The organism is Halomonas denitrificans (assembly GCF_003056305.1).
In the GTDB taxonomy this organism is placed as follows: domain Bacteria; phylum Pseudomonadota; class Gammaproteobacteria; order Pseudomonadales; family Halomonadaceae; genus Halomonas; species Halomonas denitrificans.
This window is the reverse complement of record NZ_PYVX01000002.1, coordinates 562,104-587,534: the sequence shown is the minus strand read 5'-3', so window position 1 is coordinate 587,534 and position 25,431 is coordinate 562,104. Positions and strand designations below refer to the sequence as shown.

22 protein-coding genes and 1 tRNA gene are annotated in these 25,431 nt (G+C 69.4%); 6 read left to right on the top strand and 17 right to left on the bottom strand.

Going from position 1 to position 25,431, the window contains the following annotated elements; all coding sequences use genetic code 11:
* Window positions 1–26 precede the first annotated feature (26 nt).
* The 7 genes from leuA to pgi form a co-directional block, all read right to left on the bottom strand.
* Complete coding sequence (leuA, locus tag C9F13_RS08835; RefSeq protein ID WP_108445859.1) at window positions 27–1,733, bottom strand: 2-isopropylmalate synthase; 1,707 nt, start codon at window positions 1,731–1,733, stop codon at window positions 27–29.
* A 360-nt stretch (window positions 1,734–2,093) separates the two neighbouring features.
* A complete protein-coding gene (locus tag C9F13_RS08830; protein ID WP_108445858.1) occupies window positions 2,094–2,951 on the bottom strand; it encodes an ion transporter in 858 nt (285 codons plus the stop codon).
* Window positions 2,948–4,177: a phosphoserine phosphatase SerB gene (serB, locus tag C9F13_RS08825; protein WP_108445857.1), complete on the bottom strand. Its 1,230-nt coding sequence runs from the start codon at window positions 4,175–4,177 to the stop codon at window positions 2,948–2,950. The genes C9F13_RS08830 and serB overlap by 4 nt, the downstream gene beginning before the upstream one ends.
* Before the next feature lies 1 nt (window position 4,178).
* Window positions 4,179–6,431, bottom strand: coding sequence for a DNA topoisomerase IV subunit A (parC, locus tag C9F13_RS08820; RefSeq protein WP_108445856.1), 2,253 nt, complete (start codon window positions 6,429–6,431; stop codon window positions 4,179–4,181).
* A gap of 250 nt (window positions 6,432–6,681) precedes the next feature.
* Window positions 6,682–8,562: a DNA topoisomerase IV subunit B gene (gene parE, locus C9F13_RS08815; protein WP_108445855.1), complete on the bottom strand. Its 1,881-nt coding sequence runs from the start codon at window positions 8,560–8,562 to the stop codon at window positions 6,682–6,684.
* A gap of 3 nt (window positions 8,563–8,565) precedes the next feature.
* Window positions 8,566–9,240, bottom strand: coding sequence for a YqiA/YcfP family alpha/beta fold hydrolase (locus C9F13_RS08810; RefSeq protein ID WP_108445854.1), 675 nt, complete (start codon window positions 9,238–9,240; stop codon window positions 8,566–8,568).
* A 28-nt stretch (window positions 9,241–9,268) separates the two neighbouring features.
* A complete protein-coding gene (gene pgi, locus C9F13_RS08805; protein WP_108445853.1) occupies window positions 9,269–10,951 on the bottom strand; it encodes a glucose-6-phosphate isomerase in 1,683 nt (560 codons plus the stop codon).
* Between the two features lie 86 nt (window positions 10,952–11,037).
* On the opposite strand from pgi, the gene cmoA reads away from it, so the two are divergent.
* A complete protein-coding gene (gene cmoA, locus C9F13_RS08800) occupies window positions 11,038–11,781 on the top strand; it encodes a carboxy-S-adenosyl-L-methionine synthase CmoA (protein WP_108445852.1) in 744 nt (247 codons plus the stop codon).
* 1 nt (window position 11,782) lies between these two features.
* Complete coding sequence (gene cmoB, locus C9F13_RS08795) at window positions 11,783–12,775, top strand: tRNA 5-methoxyuridine(34)/uridine 5-oxyacetic acid(34) synthase CmoB (protein WP_108445851.1); 993 nt, start codon at window positions 11,783–11,785, stop codon at window positions 12,773–12,775.
* A gap of 42 nt (window positions 12,776–12,817) precedes the next feature.
* On the opposite strand, the gene C9F13_RS08790 is transcribed toward cmoB, so the two are convergent.
* The 8 genes from C9F13_RS08790 to C9F13_RS08755 all read right to left on the bottom strand — a co-directional run bounded on the left by C9F13_RS08790 (window position 12,818) and on the right by C9F13_RS08755 (window position 20,140).
* Complete coding sequence (locus tag C9F13_RS08790; RefSeq protein ID WP_245888740.1) at window positions 12,818–13,969, bottom strand: App1 family protein phosphatidate phosphatase; 1,152 nt, start codon at window positions 13,967–13,969, stop codon at window positions 12,818–12,820.
* A 167-nt stretch (window positions 13,970–14,136) separates the two neighbouring features.
* Window positions 14,137–14,811 (bottom strand): zinc metallopeptidase, encoded by a 675-nt coding sequence (locus C9F13_RS08785; protein WP_108445850.1) that lies wholly within the window; start codon window positions 14,809–14,811, stop codon window positions 14,137–14,139.
* Between the two features lie 133 nt (window positions 14,812–14,944).
* Complete coding sequence (gene cysN / locus C9F13_RS08780; protein ID WP_108445849.1) at window positions 14,945–16,369, bottom strand: sulfate adenylyltransferase subunit CysN; 1,425 nt, start codon at window positions 16,367–16,369, stop codon at window positions 14,945–14,947.
* Window positions 16,369–17,340: a sulfate adenylyltransferase subunit CysD gene (gene cysD / locus C9F13_RS08775; RefSeq protein WP_245888739.1), complete on the bottom strand. Its 972-nt coding sequence runs from the start codon at window positions 17,338–17,340 to the stop codon at window positions 16,369–16,371. The genes cysN and cysD overlap by 1 nt, the downstream gene beginning before the upstream one ends.
* A 154-nt stretch (window positions 17,341–17,494) precedes the next feature.
* On the bottom strand, window positions 17,495–18,229 hold the full coding sequence (locus tag C9F13_RS08770; RefSeq protein ID WP_108445847.1) for a phosphodiesterase: 735 nt from the start codon (window positions 18,227–18,229) through the stop codon (window positions 17,495–17,497).
* Window positions 18,230–18,308: 79 nt separating this feature from the next.
* Window positions 18,309–18,752 (bottom strand): DUF1249 domain-containing protein, encoded by a 444-nt coding sequence (locus tag C9F13_RS08765; RefSeq protein WP_108445846.1) that lies wholly within the window; start codon window positions 18,750–18,752, stop codon window positions 18,309–18,311.
* Between the two features lies 1 nt (window position 18,753).
* On the bottom strand, window positions 18,754–19,404 hold the full coding sequence (locus C9F13_RS08760) for an NUDIX domain-containing protein (protein WP_108445845.1): 651 nt from the start codon (window positions 19,402–19,404) through the stop codon (window positions 18,754–18,756).
* An 82-nt stretch (window positions 19,405–19,486) separates the two neighbouring features.
* Window positions 19,487–20,140 carry a TRAP transporter TatT component family protein gene (locus C9F13_RS08755; protein ID WP_108445844.1) on the bottom strand — a complete coding sequence of 218 codons (654 nt, stop codon included), beginning with the start codon at window positions 20,138–20,140 and terminating at the stop codon, window positions 19,487–19,489.
* 149 nt (window positions 20,141–20,289) lie between these two features.
* On the opposite strand from C9F13_RS08755, the gene greB reads away from it, so the two are divergent.
* Together greB and C9F13_RS08745 are read left to right on the top strand one after the other, a co-directional pair.
* Window positions 20,290–20,823, top strand: coding sequence for a transcription elongation factor GreB (gene greB, locus C9F13_RS08750; protein WP_108445843.1), 534 nt, complete (start codon window positions 20,290–20,292; stop codon window positions 20,821–20,823).
* Window positions 20,824–21,264: 441 nt separating this feature from the next.
* On the top strand, window positions 21,265–21,648 hold the full coding sequence (locus C9F13_RS08745) for an EF-hand domain-containing protein (RefSeq protein WP_108445842.1): 384 nt from the start codon (window positions 21,265–21,267) through the stop codon (window positions 21,646–21,648).
* A gap of 84 nt (window positions 21,649–21,732) precedes the next feature.
* Here C9F13_RS08745 and C9F13_RS08740 read toward each other — a convergent pair whose 3' ends face one another.
* Together C9F13_RS08740 and C9F13_RS08735 are read right to left on the bottom strand one after the other, a co-directional pair.
* Window positions 21,733–22,779 (bottom strand): methyltransferase, encoded by a 1,047-nt coding sequence (locus C9F13_RS08740; protein ID WP_108445841.1) that lies wholly within the window; start codon window positions 22,777–22,779, stop codon window positions 21,733–21,735.
* On the bottom strand, window positions 22,776–23,585 hold the full coding sequence (locus C9F13_RS08735) for a methyltransferase domain-containing protein (protein WP_108445840.1): 810 nt from the start codon (window positions 23,583–23,585) through the stop codon (window positions 22,776–22,778). Before C9F13_RS08735 ends, C9F13_RS08740 begins: the two co-directional genes overlap by 4 nt.
* Window positions 23,586–23,715: 130 nt before the next feature.
* Between C9F13_RS08735 and C9F13_RS08730 the strand changes: the two genes are divergently transcribed.
* Together C9F13_RS08730 and C9F13_RS08725 are read left to right on the top strand one after the other, a co-directional pair.
* Window positions 23,716–23,792, top strand: a tRNA-Arg gene (locus C9F13_RS08730).
* A 388-nt stretch (window positions 23,793–24,180) separates the two neighbouring features.
* Entirely contained in the window at window positions 24,181–25,380 is a 1,200-nt protein-coding gene (locus C9F13_RS08725) for a hypothetical protein (RefSeq protein WP_108445839.1), read from the top strand.
* The last annotated feature ends 51 nt before the right edge of the window (window positions 25,381–25,431 follow it).

Genomic DNA, 25,431 nt, shown 5'->3' with positions numbered 1-25,431 from the left:
GACGGGAGTGGCTCAGCCGCTGCGGATCAGGCCAGCGTCTCGGCGGTGACGTTGGCCGCCGGCGCCTCGGTGGAGAGCTTGCGGTTGATCGCGCTCATCACGCCCTTGATGGAAGCGCTGGTGATGCTCTCGTCGGTGCCCACGCCGAACACCGCCTCGCCGCCGACGCGCACCTCCACGTAGGCGATCGCCTCGGCGTCGGCGCCCTGGCCGCGGGAGTGCTCATGGTAGTCGATGATCTCGACGTCATGGCCCTCGGCGGCCAGCGCCTTGACGAAGGCGGCCAGCGGTCCATTGCCCTGTCCCTGGATGGTGCGGCGCTCGCCGTGCTCCTCGATGGTCGCCTCGAGGCTCACGGTGGGGCTGTCCGGCTCCGAGGACATGCGGTGGCTGATCAGGGCGAAGGGCTCGTGCTGCTCCAGGTACTCGTCGACGAAGGCCTGGTAGATCATCTGCGAGGTGATCTCCTTGCCCAGACGGTCGGCGACCTCCTGGACCACCTGGCTGAACTCGATGGAGAGCCGGCGCGGCAGCTCGATGCCGTGCTCCTGCTCGAGCAGGTAGGAGATGCCGCCCTTGCCGGACTGGCTGTTGACGCGGATCACCGCCTCGTAGCTGCGGCCGACGTCCAGCGGATCGATGGGCAGGTAGGGCACCTCCCAGAGGTCGTTCGGAGCCTCGCGACGCGCGGCCATGCCCTTCTTGATGGCGTCCTGGTGGGAGCCGGAGAAGGCGGTGAACACCAGGTCGCCCACGTAGGGGTGGCGCGGGTGCACCGGCAGCTGGTTGCAGTACTCCACCTCGCGCATGATCGGCGTGATGTTGGAGAAGTCGAGCCGCGGGTGCACGCCCTGGGTGTAGAGGTTCATCGCCAGGGTGACGAGGTCGACGTTGCCGGTGCGCTCGCCGTTGCCGAACAGGCAGCCCTCGACCCGGTCGGCGCCGGCCATCACCGCGAGCTCGGCGGCGGCCACGCCTGTGCCGCGGTCGTTGTGCGGGTGCACGCTGACGATCAGGTGGTCGCGCTTGGCGACGTGGCGGCAGAACCACTCCACCTGGTCGGCGTAGTTGTTGGGCGTCGCGCACTCCACGGTGGCCGGCAGGTTGACGATCATCGGCGCCTCGACGCTGGCGCCGAAGGCCGCCTCCACGGCGTCGACGATCTCCACGGCGAAGTCCATCTCGGTGGTGGAGAAGAGCTCCGGGGAGTACTGGAAGGTCCAGTGGGTCTCCGGTGCCGCCGCCATGTGCTCGCGGATCCGGGTGGTGGCGTCCACGGCGATCTGGATGCACTCGGGCTTGTCGACGTTGAACACCACGCGGCGGAACACCGGGTCGGTGGCGTTGTAGACGTGGACGATGGCGTTCTTCGCGCCCTTCAGCGACTCGAAGGTGCGATCGATGAGGTGCGGCCGCGCCTGGGTGAGCACCTGGATCTGCACGTCGTCCGGGACCTTGTCCTCCTCGATCAGGGCGCGCACGAAGTCGAAGTCGGTCTGGGAGGCCGAGGGGAAGCCCACCTCGATCTGCTTGAAGCCGATCTTCACCAGCAGGTCGAAGAGACGCTGCTTGCGCTCCTGGTCCATGGGGTCGATCAGCGCCTGGTTGCCGTCGCGCAGGTCGACGGCGCACCACTGGGGCGGCGTCTCGATGCGCCGGCTGGGCCACTGGCGGTCGGGCAGGTCGACGGCCACGAAGGGGCGGTACTTGGTAGCGGGGTTATCGAGCATCATGGTGGCGTTCTCCCAGGTGAGCGGCGGTGTTCGGTAACGAGTCGTCAAAAACGATCGGGCGGAAACAGCGACGCCCCGTCGGCCAGGGGCGGACGGGGCGTCGTGAAGGCAGACATTGTCGCGCACGGACGAGATGCCTGGCGGCACCCGTGGGCGATGGCAACAACGGCAATGTTCATGGTGCGGGTACTGCGGATGGTGGACATGCTGCAACCTCGTTTCGACCGGGACGTGCTCGCTAGCGGCGGGCGAGGCGACGGCGATGCGGACTGCACCGCCCGTCGCGCTCAGCGGCGGGCTAGGGGTAGTCGTAGGTCGAGAACGAGGTGGCGCGATGTCATGTTCATGACCCCTAGAAGATCAGTCTTCGCCGTGCCTGTCAACTCCGCGCCGCTCTCCCCGCGCCCCCAAGGCCGCCTCCATGCGATCGAGCTGGTCGCGCAGCGCGCGCACGTCGTGGCGCAGGCCGTGCAGCTCCGCGGCCTCGCCCTTCCCGCTCTCGATCTCCATCTGCACGCTCTCCTTCTGCATCACGTCGAGCACGATGCCGATCATCATGTTGAGGAAGATGAAGGCGGTCAGGAAGATGAAGGTCAGGTAGTAGATCCAGCTCCAGGCATGCAGCTCCTGGGTGGCATACATCACGTCCGTCCAGTCCTCGAAGGTGGCGATCCGGAACAGCGTCAGCATGGAGATCGAGATGTTGCCCCACAGGACTTCGTCGACCTCGGCGAACAGGAAGCTGCCGAGCGCCGCGTAGATGTAGAAGATGATGAACATCAGCAGCGCCACGTAGCCCATCCGCGGGATCGACTTGACCAGCGCCGCCATCAGCAAGCGCAGCTCGGGGATCATCGACACCAGACGCAGCACCCGGAAGATGCGCAGCAGCCGTGCCAGCAGCACCATCTCCGAGTCGTCCAGGGGGATCAGGCTGGCGGTCACGATCAGGAAGTCGAAGACGTTCCAGCCCTGGCGAAAGAAGTCGCGCAGGCGCTTCTCCGCGCCCATGCGGATCAGGATCTCCACCAGGAAGAACACCGTCACCGCCACGTCCATCGCCAGCAGCCACTGCTGGAAACGCCCGGTCTCCTCGTAGGTCTTGGCCCCGATCAACAGCGCCGAGAGGATGATGATGGTGATGACCGTCAGCTCGAAGGCCTTGTGGGCGCGCAGCCGCTCGAAGTGGCCCCGCCAGGTCTCGAAGGTGGTGCTCACCGCGACGGCTCCTCCAGGTCGCCCTGGCGATAGCCGATCAGGTAGAGCACCGCATCGAGCCCCAGGGTAGAGATCGAGTGGCTGGCCTGCTGGCGCACCAGCGGTTTGGCGCGGAAGGCGATGCCGAGCCCGGCGGCGGCGAGCATCTTCAGGTCGTTGGCGCCGTCGCCCACGGCGATGGTCTGCTCCATGGAAAGCCCCTCGCGCTCGGCGATCTGGCGCAGCAGCTCGGCCTTGCGGTCGGCGTCGAGGATCGGCTCGCGCACCTCGCCGGTGACCTTGCCATTCTCGATCAACAGCTCATTGGCGTGCACCTCGTCGAAGCCGAGGGTCTCCTGCAGGTGGCGGGCGAAGTAGGTGAAGCCGCCGGAGAGGATTGCCGTGCGATAGCCCAGGCGCTTGAGCTGGCGCATCAGCCGCTCGACGCCGTCCATCAGCGGCAGTTCCCGGGCGATCTCGGCGAGCACCGCCTCGTCGAGGCCCTTGAGCTTCGCCATGCGCTCGCGGAAGCTCTGCTGGAAGTCCAGCTCGCCGCGCATCGCCCGCTCGGTGACCGCCGCCACCTCGTCGCCCACGCCGTGGCGCCGCGCCAGCTCGTCGATCACCTCGGTCTGGATCAGGGTCGAGTCCATGTCGAAGCAGACCAGCCGGCGATGGCGACGCCAGATCGAGTCCTCCTGCAGGGCGATGTCCACCCCGTGCATGGCGCCCAGCGCCAGGGCCTTCTCGCGCAGGGCGTCGAGGTCGACCTCCTCGCCGCGCAGCCAGCACTCCACGCAGGCGCCCTGGATGGCGTCGTGATCGCCCGGCACGCCGCCGTCCAGCGGCTCGCGCCCAGAGAGGCGGTGGATCAGCTCCACGGTCAGGCCATGCTCGGCGGTCAGCGCGCCGACCTCGGCGAGGATCCCGGCGGGCAGGTGCGGCGCCAGCAGGGTCAGGATCAGCCGTGGCTGGCTGGCCTGACAGCTCCAGCGCTGGTACTCCTCGGCGCTGACCTGGAACGCCTGGACCTCGAGGCCCAGGGCATCGCCCGCCGCGGCGAGCGCCGCCTCCAGGTCACTCTCGTGGGCGAGGCCCACCAGGGCCTCCAGGGAGAGCATGCCGAAGGTCACGCTCTGGTTGATATCCAGCAGGCGCGCGCCGCTGGTCGCCAGCGCCTTGCCCAGACCGGCCAGCTGGCCGGGGCGTGCCGGGCCGGTGGCACGGATCAGCAGTCGTCTCGTCATGTCACTCTTCCACGTAGAGGCGGTCGACCTTCTGCAGGCCACGCGGCAGCTTGCTGCCCCGCCGGCCGCGTTCACCGCGATAATAGTCCAGGTCGGCCGCCTTGAGGGTCAGCTTGCGCTTGCCGGCGTGCACCACCAGGGCGGCGCCGGCCGGCAGCACCACCAGGTCGCGCAGGAACTCCTCGCGACGGGCGGCCCGGGCGCCGGGGATGTCGATCATCTTGTTGCCCTTGCCCTTGGCCATCTCGGGCAGCGCCTCGAGGGGGAAGACCAGCAGCCGTCCCTCGTTGGAGATCGCCGCCACGCTGGCGCCCTCCGCGGCCGGCACCTCCACCGGCGGCAGCACGTTGCAACCCTTGGGCACGGAGAGGATCGCCTTGCCGGACTTGTTCTTGCCGGTGAGTTCCTCCAGGCGGGCGACGAAGCCGTAGCCGCCGTCCGAGGCGAGCAGGTAGCGGGTCTCGGGCGGCGCCAGCATCAGGCCCGCCATGTGCGCCCCGGCCACCACGTTGACCCGGCCGGTGACCGGCTCGCCCTGGCCGCGGGCGCTGGGGAGGTTGTGGGCCGACAGGGTGTAGGCGCGGCCGGTGTCGTCGAGCAGCACCAGCGGCTGATTGGTCTTGCCCCGGGCGGCGAGGTGGAAGCGGTCGCCGGCCTTGTAGGAGAGCCCGGCGGGATCGATCTCGTGGCCCTTGGCGCTGCGGATCCAGCCCTTCTCGGAGAGCACCACGGTGACCGGATCGGCGCCGACCAGCTCGACCTCGGAGAGCGCCTTGGCCTCCTGGCGCTCGACCAGCGGCGAGCGACGCGCGTCGCCGTGCGCCTCGCCGGCCTCGCGCAGCTCGGTCTCGATCAGGTCGGTGAGCTTGGCCTCGTTGCCGAGCAGCTCCTGCAGGTGCTTGCGCTCGGCCTCGAGGTCGTCCTGCTCGCCGCGGATCTTCATCTCCTCGAGCTTGGCGAGGTGGCGCAGGCGCAGCTCGAGGATCGCCTCGGCCTGACGATCGCTGAGGCCGAAGGCCTCGATCAGCGCGGCCTTGGGCTCGTCCTCCTCGCGGATGATGCGGATCACCTCGTCGAGGTTGAGGTAGGCGGCCAGCAGGCCCTCGAGGATGTGCAGGCGGTCCTCGACCTTGCCCAGGCGGTGCTCGAGGCGCCGGCGCACCGTGGCGCGGCGGAAGCGCAGCCACTCGCCGAGCAGGTCGGGCAGCGGCATGACCCGCGGCCGTCCGTCGAGGCCGATCACGTTCATATTGACGCGGATGTTCTTCTCGAGGTCAGTGGTGGCGAACAGGTGCGCCATCAGCGCCTCGATGTCGACGCGGTTGGAGCGCGGCTCGATCACCAGTCGGGTCGGCTCCTCGTGGGTCGACTCGTCGCGCAGGTCGGCGACCATGGGCAGCTTCTTGGCCTGCATCTGGGCGGCGATCTGCTCGAGCACCTTGGCGCCGCTGACCTGGTAGGGCAGCGCGGTGACCACCACGTTGCCCTCCTCGCGCACGTAGCGCCCGCGCAGCTTCACCGAGCCGCGCCCGCTCTCGTAGAGCTTCCGCAGGTCGGCCCGGGAGGTGATGATCTCCGCCTCGGTGGGGAAGTCCGGGGCCGGCAGGTGCTCGAGCAGGTCGACGGTGGTCGCCTCGGGGTGGCGCAGCAGGTGGCAGGTGGCCTCGACCACCTCGCCCACGTTGTGGGGCGGGATGTCGGTGGCCATGCCCACGGCGATGCCAGTGCCGCCGTTGAGCAGCACGTGGGGCAGCCGCGCCGGCAGCACCACCGGCTCGTTCATGGTGCCGTCGAAATTGGGGGTCCAGTCGACGGTGCCCTGGCCGAGCTCGGCGAGCAGCACCTCGGCGAACTTCGACAGCCGCGCCTCGGTGTAGCGCATGGCGGCGAAGGACTTGGGATCGTCGGGACTGCCCCAGTTGCCCTGGCCGTCGACCAGCGGATAGCGGTAGCTGAACGGCTGGGCCATCAGCACCATCGCCTCGTAGCAGGCGCTGTCGCCGTGGGGGTGGAACTTGCCCAGCACGTCGCCGACGGTGCGCGCCGACTTCTTGTACTTGGCATTGGCACCGAGCGCCAGCTCGCGCATGGCGTAGACGATGCGCCGCTGCACCGGCTTCATGCCGTCGCCGATATGGGGCAGGGCCCGGTCGAGGATGACGTACATCGAGTAGTCGAGATACGCCTTCTCGGTGTATTCGCGCAGCGAGAGGCGCTCGACGTCGCCCTCCGCCACCTGGATATCCATGGTCATAGCAATTTGACCTTATTCACGATCGTGGAATCGTTTGGGGATCGCCCCACTGAAAACTTATCGGAGTCCGCGGCTTTGAATCGCGGCCACTCCGGTGACAGCCCTGCGCGGAGGCGCTGTGAACCCTTCCCTGGGCGCTACCGATGCCATCCCTGGCATCGGACCTCCGCTACGGGCTGTCCCCGGTGCCGCTCACCTCGCCGTTTCTTCCCGCTTGCCGGTGACGGCTAACGCTCGCGCCAAGGTCGTGTCAGACCTCGATGTCCGCCAGGTTGCCGTAGTCCTCGAGCCAGCTCTTGCGGTCGGAGGCACGCTTCTTGGCCAGCAGCATGTCCATCATCTCCATGGTGCCGTCGCCGACCTCGCGGGTGAGCTGCACCAGGCGGCGGGTCTCGACCGCCATGGTGGTCTCGCGCAGCTGCAGCGGGCTCATCTCGCCCAGGCCCTTGAAGCGCTGCACGTTCACCGTGCCACGCTTGCCCTCGAGCTTGCGCAGGATGGCGGCCTTCTCGCTCTCGTCCAGGGCGTAGTGGACCTCCTTGCCCAGGTCGATGCGGTAGAGCGGCGGCATGGCCACGAAGACGTGGCCGGCATCGACCAGCGCCGGGAAGTGGCGCACGAAGAGCGCACAGAGCAGCGTGGCGATGTGCAGGCCGTCGGAGTCGGCGTCGGCGAGGATGCAGATCTTGTGGTAACGCAGCTTGGAGAGGTCGTCGCTGCCCGGGTCCATGCCCACGGCCACGGCGATGTCGTGCACCTCCTGGGAGCCGTAGATGTCGTGGGACTCCACCTCCCAGGTATTCAGGATCTTGCCGCGCAGCGGCAGGATCGCCTGGCTCTCGCGGTTTCGCGCCTGCTTGGCGCTGCCGCCCGCCGAGTCGCCCTCGACCAGGAAGAGCTCGCTGCCGGCCGGGTCCTGGCCCGAGCAGTCGGCGAGCTTGCCGGGCAGCGCCGGCCCAGAGGTGACCTTCTTGCGCGCCACCTTCTTCGAGCTCTTCTGGCGGCGCTGGGCGGCGCTGATCACGAGCTCCGCCAGCGCCTCGGCCTGGTCGACGTGGTGGTTGAGCCACAGCGAGAAGGCGTCCTTGACCACCCCGGAGACGAAGCCCGCCACGGTGCGCGACGAGAGCCGCTCCTTGGTCTGGCCGGCGAACTGCGGGTCGAGCATCTTCACCGAGAGCACGTAGGAGACCCGCTCCCACAGATCCTCGGCGGTGAGCTTGACGCCCCGCGGCAAGAGGCTTCGGTACTCGCAGAACTCGCGCAGCGCCTCGAGCAGGCCCGAGCGCAGGCCGTTGACGTGGGTGCCGCCCTGGGGCGTGGGGATCAGGTTGACGTAGCTCTCGAGCAGCGCCTCGCCGCCCTCGGGCAGCCACTGGATCGCCCAGTCGACGCCGTGCTCGTCGTCGGCGAAGTGGCCGACGAAGGGCGAGGCCGGCAGTACCTCGTAGCCGTCGGTGGCCTGGGCCAGGTAGTCGCGCAGGCCGTCGGCGTACTGCCAGACGCTCTCGATGCCGTCGGGCTCGACCAGGGTCACCTTGAGGCCCGAGCAGAGCACCGCCTTGGCGCGCAGCAGGTGCTTGAGTCTCGACAGGGAGAGCTGCGGGCTGTCGAAGTAGCCCTCCTCGGGCCAGAAGCGTACCAGGGTGCCGCGGGCGCGCTTGGGGGCGCTGCCGATCACCTGCAGGGGCGAGGCCTTCTCGCCGTGCTCGAAGGCCATGCCGTGGCGACTGCCGTCGCGCAGCACCTCGATCTCCAGGCGCTTGGAGAGCGCGTTGACCACCGAGACCCCGACGCCGTGCAGGCCGCCGGAGAAGCGATAGCTCGACTGGGAGAACTTCCCGCCGGCGTGCAGCCGGGTCATGATCAGCTCGACCCCGGAGACGCCGTGCTCGGGGTGGATGTCGATGGGCATGCCGCGGCCATCGTCGGCGACCTCGACGCCGCCGTCCTCGAACAGGCGGACGGTGATCGCCCCGGCATGACCAGCCAGCGCCTCATCGACGCTGTTGTCGATGACCTCCTGGACGAGGTGGTTGGGCCGCGCGGTATCGGTATACATGCCGGGGCGCTTGCGCACCGGCTCGAGGCCGGAGAGGACCTCGATGGAGCTGGCACTGTATTGCGTCATGCATCACCCAAAGTGGTTACGATCGTTCGTGTCGCCCGAGAGCCCGGCGCCCGCGGGCACGCCGCCCTGCCACGCCGGTGCCAGGGCGTGGCCACCGTGGGCCAGGAGCGCCGGCAGGTAGTACGCCAGGGCCGCGAAGCCGTGATCCCCCCGCGGGTGGAGGATGGCGCGCGCACCCCGGTAGAGGGCGAAGGCCCGCCGGGGATCCAGGGTCTCGTCGGCCGTGCCCAGCAGCAGCAGATAGCGCCCGGCCATGACCCGCGCGGGCGTCAGGGCCTCGAGCTCCTCGAGATGCTCGGGCACGATGGCGAAGCGCTCACCGGTGTAGGCGTTCTCGAAGCGCTGGCCGACCCAGCCGGCCACCAGCGTCGCCGGCGCCACCGCCGGGTTGATCAGCCCCGCCGGCAGGTCATGGCGTTCGGCGATCAGCGTGGCCAGAAAGCCGCCCATGGAGCTGCCCACCACCAGCGGGGCGGGGCCCAGCTCGGCGAGGTGCGCCTCGGCCAGGGCCAGGGCGGCCCGCGGCCGATGCGGCAGCTGCGGCGTGGCGCAGGGCAGCCCGAGCCGCGCGCAGGCCTCGCGCATCAGGCGCGCCTTGGGCGAGCCGCTGCCGCTGTTGAACCCGTGCAGGTAGAGCACCCCGCTGGCCACCGGCCCTCTCGGCGCGGCGCTCAGCATACCGCAACCCCTGTACATGCAGCCAGTGTCATCGCGAACCGCGTTCCGCTGCCCAGGCGGCCTCGATCAGGCCTCGGGTGGAATCGTCCATGCTCGCGAGGTCGGCGTGATGCTCGAGGATGCGCTGGGTCTCGCCGGCGATCTGCTTGCCGAGCTCCACGCCCCACTGGTCGAAGGGATTGATGTCCCAGATGGTCGCCTGGACGAACACCTTGTGCTCGTAGAGGGCGACCAGCGCCCCCAGGGTCGCCGGGGTCAGCCGCTCGAGCAGCAGGGTGCTGGAGGGCTGGTTGCCGCGATAGCGCTTGTGCACCGGGCGCGGGCCCTCCTCCTCGATGGCCTGGTCGCCGAGCATCAGCGCCCGGGACTGGGCGAAGCAGTTGGCGAGCGTCAGGCGATGCTGGCCCATCAGGTGGTCGCGGGTGGCCGGATCCTCGACGTCCTCGTAGCGCACCAGCGGCGCGATGAAGTCGCACTCCACGGCCTGGGTGCCCTGGTGGAGCAGCTGGTAGAAGGCGTGCTGGGCATTGGGGCCGAGCTGGCCCCACAGCACCGGGCAGGTGGAGTAGCCGACGGCCCGGCCGTCGTGGGTCACCGACTTGCCGTTGGACTCCATCTCCAGCTGCTCGAGATAGGCGGCGAAGTACTCCAGCCGGCCGTCATAGGGCAGGATCGAGTGGGCCCGGACGTCGAGGAAGTTGACGTTCCAGATGCCCGCCAGGGCCAGCAGCACCGGCAGGTTGTCCTCGAGGGGCGCCTCGCGGAAGTGGGTATCCAGGGCGTGGGCCCCGGCGAGCAGCTCGCGGAAGTGCGTCATGCCCACGGCCAGGGCGATGGGCAGGCCGATGCCGCCCCACAGCGAGTAGCGGCCCCCGACCCACTCCCAGAACTCGAGCTGGTGGGCCTCGGCGATGCCCCACTCGCTCATCTTCTCGGGGCTCGCCGAGATGCCGATGAAGTGCTGCTGCAGGACGAGCTCGGCGTCGACCCCCTCCTCGCCTTCCTCGCCCAGCAGGCGCGCCATCAGCCAGTCGCGGGCGGTGCGTGCGTTGGAGAGGGTGTCGATGGTGGTGAAGGACTTCGACGAGAGCACGAAGAGCGTGGTCTCGGGGTTGAGCCGGGCCAGGTAGTCGGCCAGCTGGGAGCCGTCCATGGTGGAGGCGAAGTGCACGTCGACGGCGTGCACGCCCTGGGGCCGATAGTCGGCCAGGGCATGGGTCACCATCAGCGGCCCCAGGTCGGAACCGCCGACGCCGAGATTGACCACGTCGCGGATCGCCTTGCCGGTGGCGCCCCGCCACTGTCCGGCGTGGAAGCGCTCGACCATGGTCGCCATGCGCTCCAGGGTGGCGTGCACCGAGGGCACCAGGTCCTCGCCCTCCACCACCAGGCTCGCCTCGGCCGGCAGCCGCAGGGCGGTGTGCAGGGCGGGACGATCCTCGCTGCGGTTGACCCGCTCGCCTTCGAGCAGCGCGCGGATCGCCTCGGGGACCTCGGCCTCCCGGGCGAGATCGAGCAGCTTGCTCAGGGTCTCGGCGTCCCAGCGCTGCTTGGACAGATCCAGGGTCAGCCCCGCGGCCTGGCGGGTGAAGGCGCCGTGGCGCCCCGACTCACCGGCGAAGAGCTCGCTCAGATGCGTGCTGCGCATCCCCTCGGCGTGTTCGGCCAGGGCCCGCCAGGCGGCCCCCTGGTCGATGGTAGGCTCTATCATGGGCGTCTCCTGAGCTTCCTGTCGTGCAGCCGATGCGGGCGAGGCGTAGAATAATGCCCCTTTCCCCACGATATCCGGCCTGTTCCATGAGTGACGCATCTTACCGTGACGCGATCTTTTCGACACCCCTGGACCGGGTGGCGCGCTTTTCGTTCGACGAGAAGGTCGTCGCCTGCTTTCCCGACATGATTCGCCGCTCGGTGCCGGGCTACGGTCAGATCCTCGGCATGCTGGGCCTGATCGCCGGCCGCCACCTGCGCCACGGCGCCCAGGTCTACGACCTCGGCTGCTCGCTGGGCGCCGCCGGCCTGGCGCTGGCCGGCAGCCTGCCGCCGGAGGCCTTCCGCTACACCGGGGTGGATCTCTCCCCGGCCATGGTCGCCCGTGCCCGGGAAACGCTGGCCGCGGAGTGCCCCGACCACGTCATGGAGGTGCTCGAGGGCGATATCCGCCGGCTGGAGTACGCCCCGGCCGGCATGATCGTGCTCAACTTCACCCTGCAGTTCCTCGCCCCGGAGGATCGCGACGCGGTGATCGCCCGGCTCTATGAGGCGCTGGAGCCCGGCGGCGTGCTGGTGCTCTCGGAGAAGATCCAGGCCGCCGACGAGCAGGAGAACGCCTGGCTGGTGGAGCGCTACCACGACTTCAAGCGCGCCAACGGCTACAGCGAGATGGAGATCAGCCAGAAGCGCACGGCGCTGGAGAACGTGCTGGTGCCGGACACCCTGGAACAGCACCACGCCCGCCTGGCCCGGGCCGGCTTCCCGCGCAGCCAGACCTGGTTCCAGTTCCTCAACTTCGCCTCGCTGATCGCCTTCAAGGACGCCTGACATGCCGATCGCGCCGGAACACCGCGACCTCTACCGCGCCTTCCTCGACCAGGGACTCGACGCCTGGCTGGCCCGCCTGCCCGAACAGCTGGCCCGGGGGCTGGACCGCCAGCGCTACGGCGACCTGCCGGCCTGGGAGAAGGCCGTGGCCAAGCTCCCCGCGCTGCCCGCGACTCGCCGCGTTGACCTCGCCCATGACACCGTGAGCGTCGAGGCGGCACTGGACGACAGCCAGCGCCGCCAGGCCGAGAACCTGCTGAGAAAGCTCATGCCCTGGCGCAAGGGCCCCTATGACCTCGGCGGGGTGCAGATCGACACCGAGTGGCGCTCGGACTGGAAGTGGCAGCGGGTCGCCCCGCACCTGGCGCCGCTCGCCGGCCGCCGGGTGCTCGACGTGGGCGGCGGCAACGGCTATCACGCCTGGCGCATGGCCGGGGCCGGGGCCGCCTTCGTGCTGGTGATCGACCCCTCACCGCGCTTCTTCTGGCAGTTCCGTGCGGTGCGCCACTTCGTCGGCGATGCCGACGGCCACCGCACCCACTTCCTGCCGGTGGGCATCGAGGAGGTGCCCGAGCGGCTCGCCTTCTTCGATACGGTGTTCTCCATGGGCGTGCTCTACCACCGCCCCTCGCCGCTGGAGCACCTTGTGCAGCTCAAGGAGGCCCTGCGCCCGGGCGGCGAGCTGGTGCTGGAGACCCTGGTGGTCGAGGGCGATGCCACCACGGTGCTGCTGCCGGGCGAGCGCTACGCCGCCATGCCCAACGTCTACTTCCTGCCCTCCTCCGCCGCGCTCTGCCAGTGGCTCGAACGCTGCGGCTTTCAGAACGTGCGGGTGGTGGACGAGGCGGTGACCACCACGGACGAGCAGCGCGCCACCGACTGGATGACCTTCCAGTCGCTGGCCGACTTCCTGGACCCCGAGGACCCGACCCGCACCCGGGAGGGCCACCCGGCCCCGCGCCGCGCGGTGGTCATCGCCAACCGGCCGCACTGACCCCCGCGGCGCGATCGCGAGGCGTCATGGCGGACCCGGGCCTCAGGCAACGTCGCCCGGCCCCGCCTCCTCGGGCCCGTTATCCTCAGCTGCCGTGGCCGCCTCGCGACGCACGGCCTCGAGACCGTAATCGGAGATGAAGCCACTCGCCTGGGCATGTTCGGCGATCAGCACGCTATCGGCGGCCAGCACCAGGTCGCAGCGGGTGTGGCGCAGCTGGTCGCGCAGCGCCTGGATGGCACGCTGGCGATCCTCCCGGTTCTCCACGCGCCGGATGTAGATGGCCTGGACGCGTCCGGGGTGGGCCTGGACGATGCGGGTGTAGACCTCGGGATCGTGCTGGCCGCTGTCGCCGATCAGCAGGCACGGCACCCCCTCGAACGTCGCCAGCATGCGACCGATCAGCTGCTCCTTGTGCTCCTCGGCCCGACGCGGCCAGGGATGGCGCAGGGAGACGCCCCACTCGCGCAGGAACAGGATCGGCCCGACCGGAATGCGATTGAGCTGGAAGAAGGTCTCCAGCATCTCGTAGATCAGCCAGGGGCCCCGCGACACGTAGAGGATGGGCCGCTCGCCTTGATCGTCGGCGCCGCGGTGCAGGGCCTGATAGAGCGCGGCCACGCCGGGAAAGGCCATGCGCTGGTCGGGCCGCTCGAGAAACAGCCGGTAGAGCATGCGCAGCCTGTCGGCCACGCCGGTGAACATCACGGTGTCATCGATGTCGCTGATCACCAGCAGGTCGGGCTCGGACGCGGGAATGAAGACCTCCACACTGGCACGCACCGGCCCCTCCTCGGCCGCGGTGACCCACAGCTCGGCGAGGTGCCAGACCCGATCGCGGGGCAGCGACGAGGCGAGCGGCAGCCGGGCCTCGAAGTAGCCGTCAGGGTCGGTGGTCACGGCCACGTGATTGTCGCCCAGGCGGATCTCGACGCCGGCCTCGGCCACGCCGCGCCGGGCGATGCGTCGTGCCACGTCGAGCAGGTCACGCAGGAAGCCGCGGCCCGGCACGCCCCTGCCGAGCGGCACCTGGCGAAACACGCGGCCGGTGAGGAAGGCCTCTCGCCGCGAACCGTAGCCCCGATAGGGGGTGACGGTCAGGCCACTGCTGCCCTGGGGGTGCTTCATCGGCCGGGCCAGGCCCCCCACCAGCCGCTTCACGAACAGGGCGGCGCGGCGCAGCGTCGGCGTCATGCCGGTCGCCCTGTCTCGGGATCGGGTCGCATCCTGTCGTCCATGGTCGGCCGCCTCGGGTGATGACGATGCCTTAAGCCTACTCGCGGCCGGACGGGTGTCACACCTTTCGTCCTTCAACGACACAAGCCGCCACCGCTGCCGGTCGCCCGCCGGCCGCGCCAGGCCTAGCGCCGAAGGATCACCAGCCAGCGCCCCAGGTTGAGGATGCTGGCCAGCGACGCCGCCACGTAGGTGAAGGCGCAGGCGGTGAGCACGTGGCGGGCGCCGGGCAGGTCGCGGGCCGGAATGTACTCGGCGAGCAGCGGCAGGGCCCGCCCGAAGCTGGCATCGAACTCCACCGGCAGGGTCACCAGGTGCACCAGCGCCGCGGTGCCAAAGCTCGCCACCGCCAGGGCCACCACGACGACCAGGCCGCCGGGCAGGCGCGTCAGCACGAACAGGAAGGGCGCGGCCATCATCAGCAGCGCCCCGACCTTCTCGGCCTTCTGCGCCACGGCCACCAGCCGCGAGCGGGCCAGCAGCGGCGCGTAGCCCTCCCGATGCTGGATGGCATGGCCCACCTCATGGGCCGCCACCGTCACCGCCGTGAGCGAGCGCCCCGTGTAGTGTTCCTGGGAGAGCCGCACCCGGCGCGCCTCGGGGTCGTAGTGATCGCCCTGCTCGGTCACCTCCACCCGCACGCCCTCAAGCCCCAGCCGCCGGATCAGGTGCTCGGCGAGCTCGCCGCCGGTGCCGGGGTACTCCTCGCGCCCCCGGGCGTGACGCGACAGCACCCACTTGGCCCAGACGTTGGGCAGCAGGAAGAGGGCCAGCAGCAGGGCGATTGCCAGGACGATCATCGGGTCGGGCTCCGGGGCGGGGTCAGCTCATTGGACCCAGCCTACCAGAGCCGGTTTCCCAACCGCCTGCTCCAGACGACAACGAGCCCGACGACACAGGTCGCCGGGCTCGTGTATGGCCGGATTCATCGGACTACTTGAGCAGCTCGCGAAGGTCCTTCGCCTCCCAGTGCGGGAAGTACTTGCGCACCAGGGCGTTGAGCTCCAGCTCGAAGCCGGCCCAGTCCACCTCGCCGGCCGGCCGGCTGCCCGACTGAGCGACACCGCGGATCATTCCGGCGCCCACCGTGACGTTGGTGAGCCGGTCGATGACGATGAAGCTGCCGGTGCCGGGGCTCGTGCCATAGTCGTCCAGCGGCACCTCGGCGGTCAGCTCGACCCGGCAGCGGGCGATGGCGTTGAGCTCGAGGCGCTCGGCGGGATGGCGCGCCTGGCTGTTGACGTCGACCTGATGGAGGATCTCTCCGACCCGACCCGCCACGGAGCGCCCGGCCAGGCGAATGTCGACCGGTCGCCCGGGGACGAGGGGCTCGTCGTGCATCCACACGATGTCCGCCTCGAAGGCGTCGGCCTGGGTGACCTCGGCGTCCTCGGCGACGATCCAGTCGCCCCGGGAGATGTCGAGCTCGTCCTCCAGGGTGACGGTGATCGCCTGGCCCGGCCAGGCGATATCCAGGTCGCCATCGAAGGTGACGATGCGCTCAACCGTCGAGGTCTTGCCGGAGGGCAGCACCCGGATCGCCTGGCCCGGGCGCAGGATGCCCGCCTCCAGGGTGCCGGCGTAGCCGCGGAAGTCGAGGTCCGGACGGTTGACGTACTGCACCGGCAGGCGCAGGTCGGTCAGGTTACGATCGCGGCTCACCTCGACGCTCTCCAGCAGCTCGAGCAGCGGCGGGCCGGCGTACCACGAGGTCTTCTCGCTGCGATTGACGACGTTGTCGCCCTCCAGCGCCGAGAGCGGCACGAAGCGGATGTCAGGTGCGTCGAGCTGCTCAGCGAAGGCGCGATACTCGGCGACGATCTCCTCGAAGCGCGTCTCGTCGAAGCCGACCAGGTCCATCTTGTTGACCGCGATCACCAGGTGCTGGATGCCCAGCAGGTCGGCGATGAAGCTGTGCCGACGAGTCTGGGTCTGCACGCCATACCGCGCATCGATCAGGATGATCGCCAGGCTCGCCGTGGAGGCCCCTGTCGCCATGTTGCGGGTGTACTGCTCGTGGCCCGGGGTATCGGCGATGATGAACTTGCGCTTGTCGGTGGAGAAGAAGCGGTAGGCCACGTCGATGGTGATGCCCTGCTCCCGCTCGGACTGCAGGCCGTCGACCAGCAGCGCCAGGTCCACCGCCTCGCCGGTGGTGCCGCTCTTCTTGGAGGCCTGGGTGATCGCCGCCAGCTGGTCGTCGAAGATCATCTTGGAGTCGTGGAGCAGCCGCCCGATCAGGGTCGACTTGCCGTCGTCGACGCTGCCGCAGGTGATGAAGCGCAGCAGGTCCTTGTTCTCGTGCTCGTGCAGGTACTGATCGATGTTGTCGGCGATCAGGTTCGACTGGTGTGACATCAGAAATACCCCTCGCGCTTCTTCTTCTCCATGGAGCCGGCCTGGTCGTGGTCGATGGCGCGGCCGCTGCGCTCGGAGGTCCTCGTCAGCAGCATCTCCTGGATGATCTCGGGCAGGGTGGCCGCCTTGGACTCCACGGCGCCGGTCAGCGGGTAGCAGCCGAGGGTGCGGAAGCGCACCCACTTCTCCTCGGGCACCTCACCCTCGGCGAGCGGCAGGCGGTCATCGTCGACCATGATCTGCATGCCGTCGCGCTCCACCACCGGGCGCGGCGCCGAGAAGTAGAGCGGCACGATGGGAATGCCCTCGAGGTGGATGTACTGCCAGATGTCCAGCTCGGTCCAGTTGGAGAGCGGGAAGGCGCGAATCGACTCGCCCTTGTTGACCCGGGCGTTGTAGAGGTTCCACAGCTCCGGGCGCTGGTTCTTGGGGTCCCAGCGGTGGTGGCGGTCGCGGAAGGAGAACACCCGCTCCTTGGCGCGGCTGGCCTCCTCGTCGCGACGCGCCCCGCCGAAGGCGGCGTCGAAGCCGTACTTGTCGAGCGCCTGCTTGAGGGCCTGGGTCTTCATCACGTCGGTGTAGCCGCTGGAGCCGTGGTCGAAGGGGTTGATGCCGGCGGCGCGCCCCTCCTCGTTGATGTGCTCGATCAGCTCCATGCCGGATTCCGCGGCCATGCGATCGCGGAACTCGATCATCTCGCGGAACTTCCAGGTGGTGTTGACGTGCATCAGCGGGAACGGCGGCGGGCCGGGATAGAAGGCCTTGCGCGCCAGGTGCAGCATCACCGAGGAGTCCTTGCCGATGGAGTAGAGCATCACCGGGTTGGCGAACTCCGCCACCACCTCGCGGATGATGTGGATCGACTCGGCCTCGAGCTGCTGCAGATGAGTGAGGCGCTGACGCGACGGCGTCGGGTCGCCGACGGCGGCCTCCACGGCGCTCTCGCGGGACGGTGTGGAAAGATGGCTCATGGCCCGGCTACCTCGCATGACGTTGGGCGGGAGAGATCATGCGGGACAGGGTAACTCCGGGTCGATAATAACCCAAAAGAATCAATAACTATCTTTTTATACTTATTTCAACTACTCGACTTTCCCTGGGAGAGCCCGGAGCCGCCCGGGGCCCTCAGGGCGCGACGCGCCCCACCCGGGTCTCGAGGCGGTCAGGACCGAGGTCGAGCACGCGATAGCCGGGACGGCCCGCCTCGTCGAGGGCGAAGGTCGTGGCGCCGGGCAGGAACTGGTCGCTGGCGGCGGGACAGCCGTAGACCGCCACCCGCCGGTCAGCCAGGATCTTGGCGCCCTCGAAGGCCTGGTGGACGTGGCCGAAGCACACCGCCCGCACCTGGCGATGCGGGGCAATGAGGCGCCAGAAGGCCTCGGCGTCGGCCAGGCCGATCGCGTCGAGCCAGGCCGTGCCGATGGGAAGCGGCGGGTGGTGCATGAACACCAGCGTCGGGCGATCGTCACCGGCCAGGCGGGCGTCCAGGGCCGCCCGCCGCTCGGGACCCAGCTCGCCGCCCTCGCGACCGGGGACTCGGGTATCCAGCAGCAGCGCGCGCCACTCGCCCAGATCGAGCTCGGCGGGCAGCGGCCGACGCTCGGCCATGAGGTCGGGTCGGTCATGGTTGCCCGGCAGCCAGGCCCAGGGGGCATCGAGACGTGCCAGGGTGCGCTCGGCCAGCCCATAGGAGGCCGCCGTCTCGTCCTGGCTGATGTCGCCGCTGACCACCACCCGATCCGGGTGCTCGCGGTTGACCGCCGCGACCACGGCCTCGAGCTGGCCAAGCGGCACGCCGAGGCGGCCGCGCGCCGCGGGGTCGGCGTGGAGATGGCAGTCGCTGATCTGGACCAGGCGCATCGCAGGGGCTCTCGTGTCGGGAGGCGAAGATGAGGCGTTCGGCGTGAGGAGGACCGGACGGCGCTTCGACGAGCGGGCCTCAGGGCAGTTCCGGCAGGTCGGAGTGGCCGTGGGCCAGGCCGTGCTCCAGCCACTCGCCGAGGAAGCGGTTGAGCTGCAGCTTCTCGTCGGGCTGGTGCATGCGGGCGTTGGGATAGCGGTAGCGGCCATGGAAGTGGCGCTGACGCTGGAAGTCGGTGACCTCGGCCATGCGCACGTCGTGGTAAAGGTGCACGCGCATGCGTGGCGACTCGATCACCGCATCCAGCATCCCGCGCTGGGAGACGCGCACGATGCTGGTGTAGGGGGCGCGCTCCTGGAGCTCGAGGCAGAGCGCGCCGAGGCAGCGCCCCCGGTTGACCAGCGCCACCTCGCGGGTCTCGCCGGCCTCCAGGTCGCCCAGCAGCCGGCTCAAGCGGATGAAGTTGGCCGCGCATTCGCCCTGCAGGGTCTTCAGGTCGGTGACATAGGCGTTTCTCGGCACGCTACCTCCTTGCTCGCAACGATGCACGCTCACCGGCCAGCCAGTGGAAGGCGATCAGGCACATGGCATTGTCGAGTCGTCCGGCCTGCAGGAGTTCCCAGGCACGAAGGAACGGTAGCACATGCACGCGGATATCCTCGTGCTCCTCGTCCAGGCCGTGCACCCCGCCGAGGCCGCGGCTGTCGACCAGCCCGCAGAACAGGGTGACCCGCTCGTCGCAGGCGCCGGGGCTGGGGTAGTAGGCGTGCAGCTCGATCAGCTCGCCCACCTCGCAGCCGGCCTCCTCCATGGCCTCGCGGCGGGCCACCTCGGCGGCGCTCTCGCCGCGCTCGACCAGCCCGGCGACCACCTCGAGCTTCCAGGGGGAGGCGGGATCGTCGAGGGCCCCGGCGCGGAACTGCTCGATCAGCACCACGGCGTCGCGCTCCACGTCGTAGAGCAGCACGCCCACCGCGTCGTGGCGATGGTGCACCTCGCGCACCATGGGCGCGCTCCAGCCGCCCTCGAAAAGGCGGTGGCGCAGGTGCAGCGCCTCCAGCCGGAAGAAGCCGTCGTGCAGGCAGCGCCGCTCCTCCAGCTCCACGTCGGCCGCCGTGAAGGGCAGCTCGCGGGTGAGGTCGTGATCGTCCGCGGGCGGGCGCGTGTCGCTCATGCCGGTCTCCCGATCGTGCAAAGGGCCCATTATCGGGACCGACGACGAGAATGCCAACCACCCGCGACCCCGCCGCGCCCCCTCAGAGCGTGGCGAGCAGCGCCCTGGCGGCGTCGCGCAGCGCCTCGTCGGAACGCGTCCGAGTCGCTCGCGCCGTGCCCGCGACGGCGCGGCGGGCGTGCTCGCGGGCCTCGTCGCCTCGGCCCTCCTCCGCGAGGAAGGCGGCGTAGTAGTAGTGAACGTCGATCCCCTCGGGGCGGATCGACAGGGCCCGCCGGAACATCCGCTCGGCGGTCTCGGCGTCGCCGAAGGCCACCGGCCAGCCGGGGGCTCGATCGTAGAGGGCCCCCAGGGTCACCCAGGCGGAGCCGTGGTGCCCCTCGGGGTCGAGCTCGACGGCGCGCTCCAGCACCTCGCGCGCCCGCTTGGCCGAGCCCAGCGCGGCGAGCCCACCGGATGCCCGCGCATGGGAGGCCAGCACGATGCCTCGCCAGACCAGCACCGGGCCCTGCCGGGGATGGGCGCCGAGCAGTTCCTCGCTCTGCTCGGCCAGCGACTCCAGCGCGGCCTCGCGGCGCTCCTCGGGCATCGCGGTGGTGATCGCTTCCCAGCGCTGGCGCAGGTCGGCCACACCCGCTTCCCAGCCCTGGGGCTCGGTCTGAGCCAGCGAGGTGGCACTCCACCCCAGGCCGATGACGGTGACGAGAACGGTGGCGAATCGCGGACGACGGGACATGGCGGGACTCCGGGTCGGGTTGTTGTTGTGAGCGTGCCACCCGCAATGTAACGAACGTTCGAATGAACTGCCAGGCCAGCGTGGACACCGTGGCGTGCGCCGAGGCGATGGCGTATCTTGCCTCTCTCGACAGCAGGAGGAGGCGAGCGATGAAGGGCCGCAACATGACGCGCTGGCGCGATCCCGCCAAGGACCCGCGGCAGGAACCCAAGAGCAACCTGATCACCGCCGAGGGGGCCGAGCGGCTGCGCGGCATCCTCGACCACCTCTCGCGGGTCAAGCGCCCCGCCCTCTCCACCAAGGTGGGTGAGGCGGCGGCGCTGGGCGATCGCAGCGAGAACGCCGACTACACCTACAACAAGAAGGAGCTCAACCGGGTCATCGCGCGCATCCGCTACCTCACCAAGCGCCTCGACGAGCTCACGGTGGTGGACCGGCTCCCCGCGGATACCGAGCGCGTGTACTTCGGGGCCTTCGTCACCCTGGAAGACGAGGAAGGCGAGGAGCTCGCCATCCGCATCGTCGGCCACGACGAGACCGACACCACCCGGCACTGGATCAGCGTGGACGCCCCACTGGCGAAGGCGCTGCTGGGCAAGGGGCTCGACGACGAGGCCACGGTGGCCGCACCGGGCGGCGAGACCACCTACCTGATCACCGATATCGCCTATCGACAGCCCTAGCAAAGGCCCCCTCGGGGCCCGTGATTATCGCTTCAAGGCGCAGGCGACGGCGATCATCACACGCACGCGCTTGATGTCCGGGGCGTCGCCGTCCGGATCCGGGGTCGAGAAAGCTCCCCATGGCTGCCCCGCCGGATGACGTCCACCTCCCTGCCAGCATCCTCGGCGAGCGGCGTGGAGGGATGACGCTGTAGTGCAGCGGCGACAGCGAAGAGGCGCGCATGCTGGGCGATTCGGCTCCGGGCGCCCCGAGGCGTTGTCTGACACCGACGGTATTGGCCGCATGCGGACACATTCCCGGAACAGCACCTTCCGCCCACCTACGCCAATATGCTGTTAATAAAGAGAAAATCCATATCACGGCATGACGTTAGCAGTGTGCATGGCAAGCGAGCCATCCGGCTCGTGGCCTGCAAAGTGCGATAGCACAGGAGGAAAATCATGCGGAAGGTACTGCTGAAGACCACCTTGCTTCCCCTCACCCTGCTGTTCGGCGCCAGCGCCGTGGCCGCCGGCACCCCCGCCTTCGATGACCTGGACAGCAATGGCGATGGCATGCTGAGCGCCGAAGAGACGGTCGTCGTGGAAGGCCTGAACCTTGAGACGGCGGATACCGACGGCGACAGCGCCCTCAGTCGGAAGGAGTTCGAGGCCGCCAGCACCGGCATGCCGGGAGGTGCCGAAGGCGCATCAAGCATGGAAAGCTCAACCAATATGGAAGGCTCAGCCAACATGGAAGGCTCAGCTAGCATGGAGGGCTCATCGACCATGGATAGCTCGACCATGGGCGGAACGAGTCAGACCAACAGCACCACCTACGAGTGATCTCTCCCCAGTGCAGCCGGCATGCCCGGCTGCCCCGCGCCCGCCGATGATCATACTCGGCGGGCGCCGAGGCGTTTCCGACTGTCAGTCGCGTGTCGCGGCATAGACCCGGAAGCGGCGATCGTCGGCGAGGATCTCGAAGCCGCCGAAGGCGGCCTCCAGCAGGTCCGGATAGGGCAGGAAGGCGTTGGCCACCAGCAGCAGCCGGCCGCCGGGCGTCAGGTGCTGGGGCGCCTCACGAATCAGCCGGCCCGCGGGGCCGTAGTCGATGGCCCGCTCCTGGTGGAAGGGGGGATTGCTGACGATGGCGTCGAAGCGTCGGGCGCCGAGCGCCGAGTAGACGTCGCTCGCCAGCGCCTCGCCGACCAGGCCGTTGGCCTCGAAGGTGCGTCGGGTCGCCTCCACCGCGAAGCCGTTGACGTCCGTCGCGGTGACCCGGGCGCCGCGGCGCGCCAGCCAGGCGGCGAGGATGCCGTCGCCGCAGCCCAGATCCAGGATATCGCCGGGCTTTTTGCTACTGACCGCCGCAGGCGCCTCGCTACCGATCGCCGCAGCGGACTCGCCTAGCCCCAGCGCCCCGGGCAGCTCGCCCAGCAGCAGTCGGGTGCCGTCGTCGAGCTTGCCGTGGCCGAAGACGCCGGGGTGGCTGATCAGGGTCAGACCCTCGGCCTCGAAGCGCGTCCAGGCCGCGTCGGGGTCGATGCCCACTCGATCCAGGCGGGTCGCGTAGAGGCCGCAGCGCCGGGCGGTGTCGAGCTTGCGACAGCCGAGCCCCAGCGCCGCCAGCACCTTGAGCACGCGCTTGATGCCGCCCTGGTTCTCGCCGACCAGCTGCAGCGGGGTGCCCGGCGGCAGGTGGGCGCAGAGCCACAGCAGCCACCACTCGCCAAGCGCATGGCTCTTGGGCCAGAACAGCACCGCCCCGGCGGGCGCCGCGTCGACGGCCTCGAAGGGCGAGGCCGTCGGGAGCCCCTTGGCCTGCCAGGCCGTGCGCAGCGCCGCATCGGCGCTGAGCAGGCTCCCCTGCCCCGCCTCCAGCCAGGCGTCCCGGGGCGGCGCCACCCAGAGCCAGCCGCGGTAGTCGAACGCCTGTCGCTCCAGCAGCTGGCAGACGGGGGTCTCGGCACTCATGGGGTGGCCTCCTGTAGGGGGTGAATCGGGCGCTCCAGGGTGTAGAGCAGGTAGCGGCCGAGCCGCCAGTGGGGATCGGCCCGGCAGTAGCGATGCTCGAGCGCCAGCAGGCGTTCGCGATCGGCCTCGCTCTCCGGCGGCTGACGCAGGTAATCGGCGAACACCCGAATGCCCGCCACCCGGCGAATCACGAGCCCCTGCTCGGCGCTCCAGGCCTCGATCTGCCCGTGGGTCAGCGGCGAGATCGGCGTCAACCGCTTGCGCAGTCCCTTGCCCTCCAGGCGGTCGGCCAGGGCCTTCTCCAGGTTGCCCTTGACCACGTTGGAGAGCCTGAGGGCGTCGCGGTTGAACACCATCAGCGAGAGCTGGCCGCCCGGGGCGAGCAGGCCGGCCAGAATGGCCAGGGCCTCGCGCGGGTCGGCCAGCCACTCGAGAACCGCGTGGCAGGCGATCAGCGACCAGGGCCCGGCCACCTGCTCGGGCAGGGCCTGCAGCGGCGCTTGAAGGAAGCGCACCTGCTGCCCCGCCAGGTGCTCCCGGGCCCGCGCGAGCATCTCGCCGGAGGGCTCGGTCAGGGTCACCGGGTGACCACGGTCGGCGAACCAGCCGGCCAGCTGGCCGAGGCCGCCGCCGACGTCGAGCAGCGGCTGTCCCTCGAGCGCGAGCATCTCGGGCAGCAGGCGGTCGAGCAGCGCCAGGCGCAGCTCGCCCCGGGCACCGCCGTAGAGGCTCGCGGCGAACTTGTCGGCCAGGCCATCGAAGTGGCGATCGCCTGCCGGCGAGAGAGGAGAGACGGGTTCGGTCATGCCGGCCACCGGAAGCGAAGATGGGAGGCATTCTACCCGGGAATCGCGCCGGACTCATGGCCGGCGACGCCGCCCAGGGCGGGCGCGGGTTTATCTCGGCGAGTCAGGCGCTTATAATGCGCTGCGTCGCGCCCCCATAGCTCAGCTGGATAGAGCGTCCCCCTCCTAAGGGGAAGGTCTCAGGTTCGAATCCTGATGGGGGCGCCACTCCCCTCCTGCATCGCTCTCACCATCCCCGTTTCTGCTCTGCCCCATTCCGTGCGGCGATCCGTCCGGCCGTTGGCAACGTCGCGCCATCCGCGCCTCGATCGGCGCCGATCTTTCCTGCGCGAACCTGCCAGCAGGTTGATTTAGCGCAGGAACATAATGTGCCGTTAATCTTCAAAAAGATCCGATAATGCCGCCTAATTACGCGAAAAACGCGATTCTTGCCATTCAATGAGATACATCAAGTTTTAAGTCCTTGCTTATATGGGAAGCCCGCCGAGGGATGGTTAGCATGTCAACCATCGGCGGCACCGGGATCATCAGGGGACCCATGGGCGTCGCCGTCTCCCTCCGCTTCGGCGGTGAACCCGTAGAAGGAAACAACCCGATGACATCTCACGCCTCCCTCAAGCGCGCCTCTTGCCTGTCGGCCGGCGCCCTCGCCATGGCCATCGCCGGCGCGGCCCACGCCGTGGACATCGAGCTCGGCGACACCACCGCCAGCCTCTATGGCTTCGCCAAGCTGGACATGATCTACGACGTGGACAACGAACTGGGCGACCTGGCGGCACGTCCGCGCATCCTGATCGACGGTCAGCGGGGCAGCGACGGGCACACCACCCTGCACGCCTACCAGTCGCGCCTGGGCTTCAGGACGGCCACCCCGGCCGGCGGCAGACAGCTCGTCACCCGGGTCGAGGTCGACTGGTTCGATAACGCGCCGGAGGGCGGCGACCTGCGACTGCGCCACGCCTACGGCAGCTGGAATGGCGTGCTGGCCGGCAAGACCTGGACCAACTTCGGCAGCCGGCTGGGCAAGACGCCCACCATCGACCTCGCGCCCCAGCCGGGCCAGAGCAAGATCGGCCGCAAGGCGCAGCTGCGCTACTCCTGGGGCCAGTGGCACCTCGCCCTGGAGAACCCGGATCCGGAAGATTACAAGGATGGTGTGGCGATCAACTGGTTAAATCCGAAAAATGCACAACATCCACGAGGCGTTTATAGCGAGCATGGAGATGCCAAGACCGGCCTGCCCGACCTGACCCTGCGCTACCAGAGCCGGGCCGCGGGCGTCGACTACTCCGCCTCGGCCATGCTGCGCCAGCTGGAAGTGGAGAGTGACGACGGCCCCTCCATCGACGACAGCGCCACCGGCTGGGGCCTCAACCTGGCGGCCCGCTTCCGGGCAAGCGACCGCCTGACCCTGCGCGGCGCGCTGACCTACGGCGACGGCATCGGCGAATACCTGCAGAACAACCCCTCGGCGCCGGGCTACCTGTCACAGGACGAGGTCGAGACCATCACCGCCTGGGGCGCCAACGTCGGCATGAACCTCCGGGCCGGGCCCGGTGCCGTCAACCTGGGCTACGGCATCTCAAAGGCCGATCTCGACGATGCCCGCGACGCCGGCCTCGCCGGCGTGGAGGGCGCCAACGAGCAGTTCGAGGCGCTGCACCTGAACTACGTCTGGTCGCCCATCGAGCGCGTGAGCTATGGCGTGGAGGCGGGCTACCACACTCGCGAGGTGGTCGATGGCCGCGACGGCGACGCCCTGCGCCTGCAGGGCATGGTGAAGTACCACTTCTGATGCCGCTGTAAGGCAGACACGCCGGGAGACACCAAGGGAGCAGGACCTGGC

Bases quoted from the DNA above. Each gene is read 5' to 3' on its own strand.
- leuA (WP_108445859.1), bottom strand. From the start codon at position 1,733: ATGATGCTCGATAACCCCGCTACCAAGTACCGCCCCTTCGTGGCCGTC.
- serB (WP_108445857.1), bottom strand. From the start codon at position 4,177: ATGACGAGACGACTGCTGATCCGTGCCACCGGCCCGGCACGCCCCGGC.
- parC (WP_108445856.1), bottom strand. From the start codon at position 6,431: ATGACCATGGATATCCAGGTGGCGGAGGGCGACGTCGAGCGCCTCTCG.
- parE (WP_108445855.1), bottom strand. From the start codon at position 8,562: ATGACGCAATACAGTGCCAGCTCCATCGAGGTCCTCTCCGGCCTCGAG.
- C9F13_RS08810 (WP_108445854.1), bottom strand. From the start codon at position 9,240: ATGCTGAGCGCCGCGCCGAGAGGGCCGGTGGCCAGCGGGGTGCTCTAC.
- pgi (WP_108445853.1), bottom strand. From the start codon at position 10,951: ATGATAGAGCCTACCATCGACCAGGGGGCCGCCTGGCGGGCCCTGGCC.
- cmoA (WP_108445852.1), top strand. From the start codon at position 11,038: ATGAGTGACGCATCTTACCGTGACGCGATCTTTTCGACACCCCTGGAC.
- cmoB (WP_108445851.1), top strand. From the start codon at position 11,783: ATGCCGATCGCGCCGGAACACCGCGACCTCTACCGCGCCTTCCTCGAC.
- C9F13_RS08790 (WP_245888740.1), bottom strand. From the start codon at position 13,969: ATGACGCCGACGCTGCGCCGCGCCGCCCTGTTCGTGAAGCGGCTGGTG.
- C9F13_RS08785 (WP_108445850.1), bottom strand. From the start codon at position 14,811: ATGATCGTCCTGGCAATCGCCCTGCTGCTGGCCCTCTTCCTGCTGCCC.
- cysN (WP_108445849.1), bottom strand. From the start codon at position 16,369: ATGTCACACCAGTCGAACCTGATCGCCGACAACATCGATCAGTACCTG.
- cysD (WP_245888739.1), bottom strand. From the start codon at position 17,340: ATGAGCCATCTTTCCACACCGTCCCGCGAGAGCGCCGTGGAGGCCGCC.
- C9F13_RS08770 (WP_108445847.1), bottom strand. From the start codon at position 18,229: ATGCGCCTGGTCCAGATCAGCGACTGCCATCTCCACGCCGACCCCGCG.
- C9F13_RS08760 (WP_108445845.1), bottom strand. From the start codon at position 19,404: ATGAGCGACACGCGCCCGCCCGCGGACGATCACGACCTCACCCGCGAG.
- C9F13_RS08755 (WP_108445844.1), bottom strand. From the start codon at position 20,140: ATGTCCCGTCGTCCGCGATTCGCCACCGTTCTCGTCACCGTCATCGGC.
- greB (WP_108445843.1), top strand. From the start codon at position 20,290: ATGAAGGGCCGCAACATGACGCGCTGGCGCGATCCCGCCAAGGACCCG.
- C9F13_RS08745 (WP_108445842.1), top strand. From the start codon at position 21,265: ATGCGGAAGGTACTGCTGAAGACCACCTTGCTTCCCCTCACCCTGCTG.
- C9F13_RS08740 (WP_108445841.1), bottom strand. From the start codon at position 22,779: ATGAGTGCCGAGACCCCCGTCTGCCAGCTGCTGGAGCGACAGGCGTTC.
- C9F13_RS08735 (WP_108445840.1), bottom strand. From the start codon at position 23,585: ATGACCGAACCCGTCTCTCCTCTCTCGCCGGCAGGCGATCGCCACTTC.
- C9F13_RS08725 (WP_108445839.1), top strand. From the start codon at position 24,181: ATGACATCTCACGCCTCCCTCAAGCGCGCCTCTTGCCTGTCGGCCGGC.